This window comes from Bacteroidales bacterium (assembly GCA_029210725.1).
In the GTDB taxonomy this organism is placed as follows: Bacteria; Bacteroidota; Bacteroidia; order Bacteroidales.
In genome coordinates, this window is the sequence record JARGFM010000058.1 from 1 (window position 1) to 6,745 (window position 6,745).

Here is a 6,745-nt window from a genome sequence, read left to right on the forward strand (position 1 = left end):
GAATGGGTTTTCTCTGAATGGCTTGTCTCTGAATGGCTTGTCTCTGAATGGCTTGTCTCTGAATGGCTTGTCTATGAATGGCTTGTCTCTGAATGGCTTGTCTATGAATGGCTTGTCTATGAATGGGTCTCCGGATGTACCTGGCCTCTGTATTTATTCCGTGCTCTCCATGTAGCGGGAGGAGAGCTCTGCGACCAGCTCCCGGATGGTGTCAAAGGCAGCTTTGGTCTCGTCGGTTATCATGGTCTTCTTCAGTTTCAGGATCAGCAGTCCGTAAAGTCCGTTCAGGGCCACCTGTATATCACTTACCTTGCTGTAACCCGAGCGCATCCTCAGGGCCTCCAGATGTGGTCTGGCTTTCTGATAGCTCTCCTTATAGGAGTTATCGATCCCCAGCTTCAGCAGCTGATGATGCATTTCGCTGAGCTGCTCCGCCATGGTCTCCAGAAAAAGGAGATGTCCCGACTCCTCCTTCTTTTCATCCTGCATTCTGGTGATCAGGTTTTTGTACCACTCCCGCATCTCCCGCTTTACCTCATAGGGCACTTCGAACTTACTGATCAGGGTGGCTTCAATGCTGTCCAGGTTCAGATGATTGGCCCGTATCAGGTCCTCCACCTGATACATATATAAGAGGTATTCGGCAATATTTTCTTTTCGTTTTTGTTCGGCAATGATCATAATGTCAAATGGTATTCCGTTTATTAAAGTATTGATCTGAATAATGAGTATGAGAAAACCGGCTAATCCCGCAGCTGTCGCAGATACATCTGAATGGTATTCTGCAGTCCGTAATAAAGGGCATCGGAGATCAGGGCATGCCCGATGGAAACCTCTTCGACCCAGGGTATCTGCTGCTTAAACCAGCGCAGGTTCTGCAGGTCCAGGTCGTGCCCGGCATTAAGTCCCAGTCCCAGCTCACGGACCAGTTCTGCCGCCTGAACGAACGGGGCCACGGCCGCCTCCCGGTCCTCCTGAAACTGTCTGGCATATGGTTCCGTGTAGAGCTCTACCCGGTCGGTTCCCGTCTTTGCAGCCCCTTCGATAAATGTGACTTCGGTTCCCACAAAGATGGAAGTGCGTATCCCGTGCTTTTGAAACTCTTTGATCACTTCCACCAGGAAATCACGATTTTTCAGGGTATCCCATCCAGCCGAAGAGGTCAGAACCCCGGGCGGATCGGGAACCAGGGTCACCTGCTCCGGTTTCACTTCGGTGACCAGGGAGATAAAGGAATCGGAAGGATAGCCTTCGATGTTAAATTCGGTGGTCACCAGCAGTTTAAGCAGCCTCACATCGCTGTAGCGGATATGCCGCTCATCGGGCCGCGGATGTACCGTAATCCCCTGTGCCCCGAAGTGCTCACAGTCGACTGCCACCTTCTGCACATCGGGGGTGTTCCCTCCCCGGGCATTGCGGAGGGTGGCAATCTTGTTGATATTTACACTGAGCCTGGTCAAAATCAGCTGCAAAGTTAGCAAATTAGCTTGGTCTATAGCTCAATTTCCAGAAGTTCCTGACCCAAATGATGCAGGGCCCGTTCAATCTTTTTCGATTGCCTGTTACTCGGAGTTTTAATCCCGGATGCATATTGGCTGATCAGGCTTTGATTCATTCCAGTCACTCTTGAAACTCCTGATTTCGTAAGAATCCCTGAAAACCACTCAAAAAGTGAAGCAATGTCCATTTTGAATGCAAGATCCCGTTCCCCGTCCCCGGCGAATTGAACCGGAACGGGCAGATTCTCTGATCGCATTCCTTCGATGTGAAATTCAATGGCATCCCTAATTTGATTGCGTACAGTGTGAATTGTCGCACCGGTCGCAACACATCCTGATAGATCAGGAAGGTATGCGGAATACCCATTTTCAGTTTTCTCCAGAACTACCAAAATTCTTGTATCTAAATCTCGATGCATTCTTATTATTGTTTTAGTTTTGCCTGTCTAAGAATACTTCCCAGAGTTCCTTTCTGAATATCATCTGAAGGTTTTCCTGAAACTGTAACTAAACCCTTCTTTTCAGGATGTTTAAATTGCCGGTGACTACCTCTTGTTCTTACCAATTGCCAACCTTCATTATTAAGAAATCTTATAACTCTGAAACTTTCATATTCTTTGAAATTGGAATTTCCAGTTCAAAGAACATCCCCAAAAGGGGTCGATATAAAAGTAATACTTTCGTTACTTCTATGCAAAAAAGTACAACTTTTGTTACTATTTTTCTCTGAGAAGATCAGCAAAGGGATGTCCTTTTCTGATTGATTGGACGAATCACCGGATAATCAGCTCATCAATCGATCTTTTGGGGACATGATGCACCCCTTTTTCGTCGCGCCAGTATTTGATATCGCCCCTGACCATCTCATCGATCACCACCTCTTCGACGGGTTTACCCAGGGCAAAAACCTGGATGATCTTGTACTGATCCGGAATATCCAGGATATCCCGCAGCCTTTCCCGCTGCACCGAACCAATGATGCATCCTCCGTACCCCTGCTCCACGGCAGTGAGCAGCATGCTCTGGGCGGCAATGCCATCGTCGCACCACCAGTCGTTGGTCAGCTCGAGATCGCCCAGCTGAATGATGTAGGCAGAAGGCCGCTCCCCGTCTTCGGGCCCGGGCCAGTCCTTCAGGAACCCGGCCCAAGCCAGGGTGGGAAAGATCCGGGCACAGTCCTCCTGGTTGTTAAATAAGAGATAGCGCAGGGGTTGCATATTGCGGGCCGACGCCGACAGGCGGGCCGCCTCCACCATCTCACGCAGAAGCCTCATGGGAAAGATCTCCGACTGATCAAAACGGCGATAGGAACGGTTTTTAAGAATCAGGTCTTTAAGCATGTCAGATAAGTTAGGGTAAAAGGTGTCAAACTGATTAAACACTTACAGGACTTAAACGCTCAAAAATGATTAAACCCTTATAAGTGAGAAGTGCCTGTAAAGGTAACAACTTACTTATTATTATATGCATTCATGGTACGCTGGAGGCCAATGACCCCGAAGGACCTGATAATCTCCCCGGCCATTTCGATCCGTTCGGGCAGGGCTTTTTCCTGCTCTTCGGTCCATCCGCTCAGGACATAGTCCACCTGCTGACCCGGATAAAAATCGTTGCCGATCCCGAAGCGCAGACGGGCATAACTGGTGGTCCCCAGGATCCCCTGGATGTGGTTCAATCCGTTGTGACCGGCATCGCCCCCTTTGGCCCTCAGGCGGAGGGTGCCGAAGGGAAGAGCCATGTCGTCCACCACCACCAGCAGGTTCTCCGGGGAAAGCTTTTCCTTGCGGAGCCAGTAGCGCACCGCATTACCGCTCAGGTTCATGAAGGTGGAAGGTTTCAGCAGGACATAGATGCGGGACCGGTACTTCATCTCACACACAAAGCCGTAACGCTTGTCCTTAAAAGACATATTGGACGCCCCTGCCAGGGCATCCAATATGTCAAATCCTATGTTATGACGCGTATGCGCGTACTCGGGTCCTATGTTTCCTAATCCTGCAATCAGGTATTTCATAGGAAAACTTAGTTATCAGAATCTTCTTCCGCTTCAGCAGATGCTTCACCAGCCTTGCCTGCTTCAGCTTCTTCTGCAGCTGCCTCTTCGGCATCAGCCTCGGCTTCACCCATCTCCATACCCTTGGATATCCGGGACGATACAATCGCATAGACCATGGAACGGGCAGGATCGAGAATTTCCAGATGGTTATAAGAGAGATCGCCAATCTTGACCACATCTCCAATGGCCACATGGGTGATATCGATCTCCAGGACATCGGGCAGATGCTCCACCAGTCCGCGTACCTTCAGCACACGCCTTCTCTGACGGGGCTTCCCACCGTCTTTCAGGCCTATGGCTGCACCCACCAGTTTGATGGGAATTTCCACAGTAACGGGCTTATCATCAAATACCTCCACAAAGTCGATATGGTTCAGCTTATCGGTCACCGGGTGGAACTGAAGCTCCTGCATAACTGCTTTATGCTTCTTCCCATCCAGTTCTACCTCCACAATAAAGGCGCTGGGAGTATATACAATGTGTCTGAAATCGTTTTCGTGAGCGTGAAAGTGAATCACTTCCGCTCCGCCGTACATCACACAGGGGACATGGTTGATTTTTCTCAGATCGCGGGTAGAACTTTTACCTAGTACGGTGCGCTTTTCGGCGCCAATTTTAATTGTTTTCATTTTTTGTGCTACTCAGAATTAAGTTGAATATTAATTCCCCATCACACGGTGGGAAAATAGTTTGCCATTATGGCATTTTGCCGTAAAGTACGGCAAAACGGCTGCAAATGTAATGATTTATCTTATATATGTATCACTGATGGACTTAAAATTGTAGACCTTGTCGATGACCTCGGCAAAATGTTCCGCCACAGAAATCACCCTGATCTTATCGCAATGTCCTTTCAGGGGAATGGTATCGGTGACAATCAGTTCGTCGATGGGCGCCTGATCGATCCGTTCATAGGCCGGACCCGACAATACCGGGTGGGTGGCCACCACCCTCACACTCAGGGCCCCTTCGCTTTTCATCATCCCGGCCGCAAAGGCAATGGTGCCTGCCGTATCGACCATATCGTCGACGATCACAATATTCTTTCCTTCAATATCCCCGATGGCCTTGATCTCCTCCACCACATTGGGCTTTTTACGAAGCTTGTAGCAGATCACCATGCTTGCATTCAGGAACCTGGAATAGGCATTGGCCCGCTTGGTACCACCCATATCGGGGGCTGCAATGGCCAGGTTATCCAGTTCCAGGGACTTCACATAAGGGACAAAAAGCGCCGAAGCATAAAGATGGTCCACCGGCACATCGAAAAATCCCTGCAGCTGGTCGGCATGCAGATCCATGGTCATAATCCGGTCCACCCCGGCTGCGGTCAGCAGGTTGGCGACCAGCTTGGCCCCGATGGCCGAGCGGGGACGGTCCTTGCGGTCCTGCCGGGCAAAACCAAAATAGGGAATTACCGCTACCACTTTGTCGGCCGAAGCACGTTTGGCCGCATCGATCATCATGAGCAACTCCATCAGGTTGTCACCCGGAGGAAAGGTCGACTGAATAATAAATACCGTACAGCCCCGGACACTTTCATCATAGGCCGGTTGAAATTCCCCGTCGCTGAACTGGTAAACACTGGTCCGGCCCAGCTTGGTACCGAAACTTAAGGCAATCTTCTCGGCCAGGTAAGTGGATGCCCTGGCTGTAAAGAATTTAATGGGTGAATTGGAAGCCATCCCTCCGAAATAGTTTTAGTGGATTTAGTCTGGGCCCAAAAATAAGAAAATTTATTCATGTTTCAAGCATCAAAAATGAGGAGGTGGTCCAGGTGAACAAAATGTTAAAAAGGATGTTATCTAGATTGAAAACAGATAGCTAAGACTGAAAGTATGTCCACTCTGACCCCTACCATTTTACTGATCGAAAGCGACCTTGAACTGGGATCCATGCTTAAGGACTCCCTGGAACTGAAGAACTACCGTGTAGATATGGAATCCCGTGGCGACCGCGCTTTACAGCTCTTCCAGGCCGCCAAATACGATGTGATTCTGATGGATGTGGTGCTCGCCGGCATCAGCGGGCTCGAACTGGCCAAAACCATCCGCAAGACGGATTACTTAACCCCTATTCTGTTTATATCTGCCAAGGACGACGACAGGGAGAAAATACACGCCTACTGCTCCGGAGGAGACGACTACATTGTAAAACCCTTTACCATTACCGAATTATCGCTCCGGATCTATGCACTTCTGAAACGGGCCAAACCTTCCCTGGTGAGCCAGGAGCTTCCCGACACCCTCCATTTCGGGAACTTTACCTTCAATTATCCCAACCGCATGCTCTGCACTCCCTCCGACACGGTCCCCCTGACTAAAAAAGAGGCTGAGGTGCTGCGGATGCTGGCCTCCAATATCAACAACGTGGTGAAGCGCGAAAAAGTGCTGACCAATGTATGGGGGGAGAACGACTACTTTATGGGACGCAGCATGGACGTTTATATCGCCCGCCTCCGCAAGAAGCTGGCCGAAGATAAAAACGTATCGATCGTTAATGTGCACCGTATGGGATTTAAGCTGGAGGTCGCCACCTCGGCAGTTCCCTCCGGCACATAGGACCCGGACCGCACCACCATCCACACAGGTCTCAGGACGGGCCACCATCCAAACAGGGCTCGGGCCGGGCCGCCATCCACACAGGTCTCAGGACGGGCCACCATCCAAACAGGGCTCGGGCCGGTCCACCATCCAAACAGGGCTCGGGCCGGTCCACCATCTACACAGGTCTCAGGACGGGCCACCATCCAAACAGGGCTCGGGACGGGCCACCATCCACACAGGTCTCAGGACGGGCCACCATCCAAACAGGGCTCGGGACGGGCCACCATCCACACAGGTCTCAGGACGGGATCCTGACCTGGGTTCTGCCCAGGATCTCTCACTCGTTCCCGCTTCCTGGAAAGAACAATGTTATGCTATGCAAGATGGGCTTCAGATACCAGAATGACCCTTTCATTGCTCTCATCAAGCAATGTGAGAATCTTGGCTGAGATCTCTGATGGTCTGATCAGTTTCATTGTGTTTACGGCAGGTTTCCCGGTATTCTCGTCAGGTATCACAGGGACCTTTGTATTTGTAAACGTGGTAAACCGGGACTTTATCCTAGCCGGGGCTGTATATAAAGAACTCAGGGATAAATAATATCTTCATAATTAATGATAAAATGTCATATATGGATACTAATT

The 6,745-nt window shown here is 50.1% G+C and carries 10 protein-coding genes; 2 read left to right on the forward strand and 8 right to left on the reverse strand.

Annotated elements, in window-relative coordinates; translation table 11 throughout:
• Nucleotides 1-153: 153 nt before the first annotated feature.
• From P1P86_16430 to P1P86_16465, 8 genes are all read right to left on the reverse strand, one after another.
• A complete protein-coding gene (locus P1P86_16430; protein MDF1576773.1) occupies nucleotides 154-681 on the reverse strand; it encodes a DUF4924 family protein in 528 nt (175 codons plus the stop codon).
• A 62-nt stretch (nucleotides 682-743) separates the two neighbouring features.
• Nucleotides 744-1,460 carry a pyridoxine 5'-phosphate synthase gene (locus P1P86_16435; GenBank protein MDF1576774.1) on the reverse strand — a complete coding sequence of 239 codons (717 nt, stop codon included), beginning with the start codon at nucleotides 1,458-1,460 and terminating at the stop codon, nucleotides 744-746.
• Nucleotides 1,461-1,492: 32 nt separating this feature from the next.
• Nucleotides 1,493-1,918 (reverse strand): type II toxin-antitoxin system HicB family antitoxin, encoded by a 426-nt coding sequence (locus P1P86_16440; protein ID MDF1576775.1) that lies wholly within the window; start codon nucleotides 1,916-1,918, stop codon nucleotides 1,493-1,495.
• 5 nt (nucleotides 1,919-1,923) lie between these two features.
• A complete protein-coding gene (locus tag P1P86_16445; GenBank protein MDF1576776.1) occupies nucleotides 1,924-2,094 on the reverse strand; it encodes a type II toxin-antitoxin system HicA family toxin in 171 nt (56 codons plus the stop codon).
• Between the two features lie 178 nt (nucleotides 2,095-2,272).
• Nucleotides 2,273-2,839, reverse strand: coding sequence for a nitroreductase family protein (locus P1P86_16450; protein ID MDF1576777.1), 567 nt, complete (start codon nucleotides 2,837-2,839; stop codon nucleotides 2,273-2,275).
• 110 nt (nucleotides 2,840-2,949) lie between these two features.
• Entirely contained in the window at nucleotides 2,950-3,513 is a 564-nt protein-coding gene (gene pth, locus P1P86_16455) for an aminoacyl-tRNA hydrolase (GenBank protein ID MDF1576778.1), read from the reverse strand.
• An 8-nt stretch (nucleotides 3,514-3,521) separates the two neighbouring features.
• Nucleotides 3,522-4,184 (reverse strand): 50S ribosomal protein L25, encoded by a 663-nt coding sequence (locus P1P86_16460; GenBank protein MDF1576779.1) that lies wholly within the window; start codon nucleotides 4,182-4,184, stop codon nucleotides 3,522-3,524.
• Nucleotides 4,185-4,301: 117 nt separating this feature from the next.
• Nucleotides 4,302-5,240: a ribose-phosphate pyrophosphokinase gene (locus P1P86_16465; GenBank protein MDF1576780.1), complete on the reverse strand. Its 939-nt coding sequence runs from the start codon at nucleotides 5,238-5,240 to the stop codon at nucleotides 4,302-4,304.
• Between the two features lie 153 nt (nucleotides 5,241-5,393).
• On the opposite strand from P1P86_16465, the gene P1P86_16470 reads away from it, so the two are divergent.
• Together P1P86_16470 and P1P86_16475 are read left to right on the forward strand one after the other, a co-directional pair.
• Complete coding sequence (locus P1P86_16470; protein ID MDF1576781.1) at nucleotides 5,394-6,116, forward strand: response regulator transcription factor; 723 nt, start codon at nucleotides 5,394-5,396, stop codon at nucleotides 6,114-6,116.
• 426 nt (nucleotides 6,117-6,542) lie between these two features.
• The gene (locus P1P86_16475) at nucleotides 6,543-6,701 is read left to right on the forward strand and encodes a hypothetical protein (protein MDF1576782.1); all 159 of its coding nucleotides are present in this window, start codon (nucleotides 6,543-6,545) and stop codon (nucleotides 6,699-6,701) included.
• Nucleotides 6,702-6,745: the final 44 nt, after the last annotated feature.

What these genes read in the sequence shown, in the direction of transcription:
- P1P86_16430 (MDF1576773.1), bottom strand. Translation starts at nt 681, where the DNA reads ATGATCATTGCCGAACAAAAACGAAAAGAAAATATTGCCGAATACCTC.
- P1P86_16440 (MDF1576775.1), bottom strand. Translation starts at nt 1,918, where the DNA reads ATGCATCGAGATTTAGATACAAGAATTTTGGTAGTTCTGGAGAAAACT.
- P1P86_16450 (MDF1576777.1), bottom strand. Translation starts at nt 2,839, where the DNA reads ATGCTTAAAGACCTGATTCTTAAAAACCGTTCCTATCGCCGTTTTGAT.
- pth (MDF1576778.1), bottom strand. Translation starts at nt 3,513, where the DNA reads ATGAAATACCTGATTGCAGGATTAGGAAACATAGGACCCGAGTACGCG.
- P1P86_16460 (MDF1576779.1), bottom strand. Translation starts at nt 4,184, where the DNA reads ATGAAAACAATTAAAATTGGCGCCGAAAAGCGCACCGTACTAGGTAAA.
- P1P86_16465 (MDF1576780.1), bottom strand. Translation starts at nt 5,240, where the DNA reads ATGGCTTCCAATTCACCCATTAAATTCTTTACAGCCAGGGCATCCACT.
- P1P86_16470 (MDF1576781.1), top strand. Translation starts at nt 5,394, where the DNA reads ATGTCCACTCTGACCCCTACCATTTTACTGATCGAAAGCGACCTTGAA.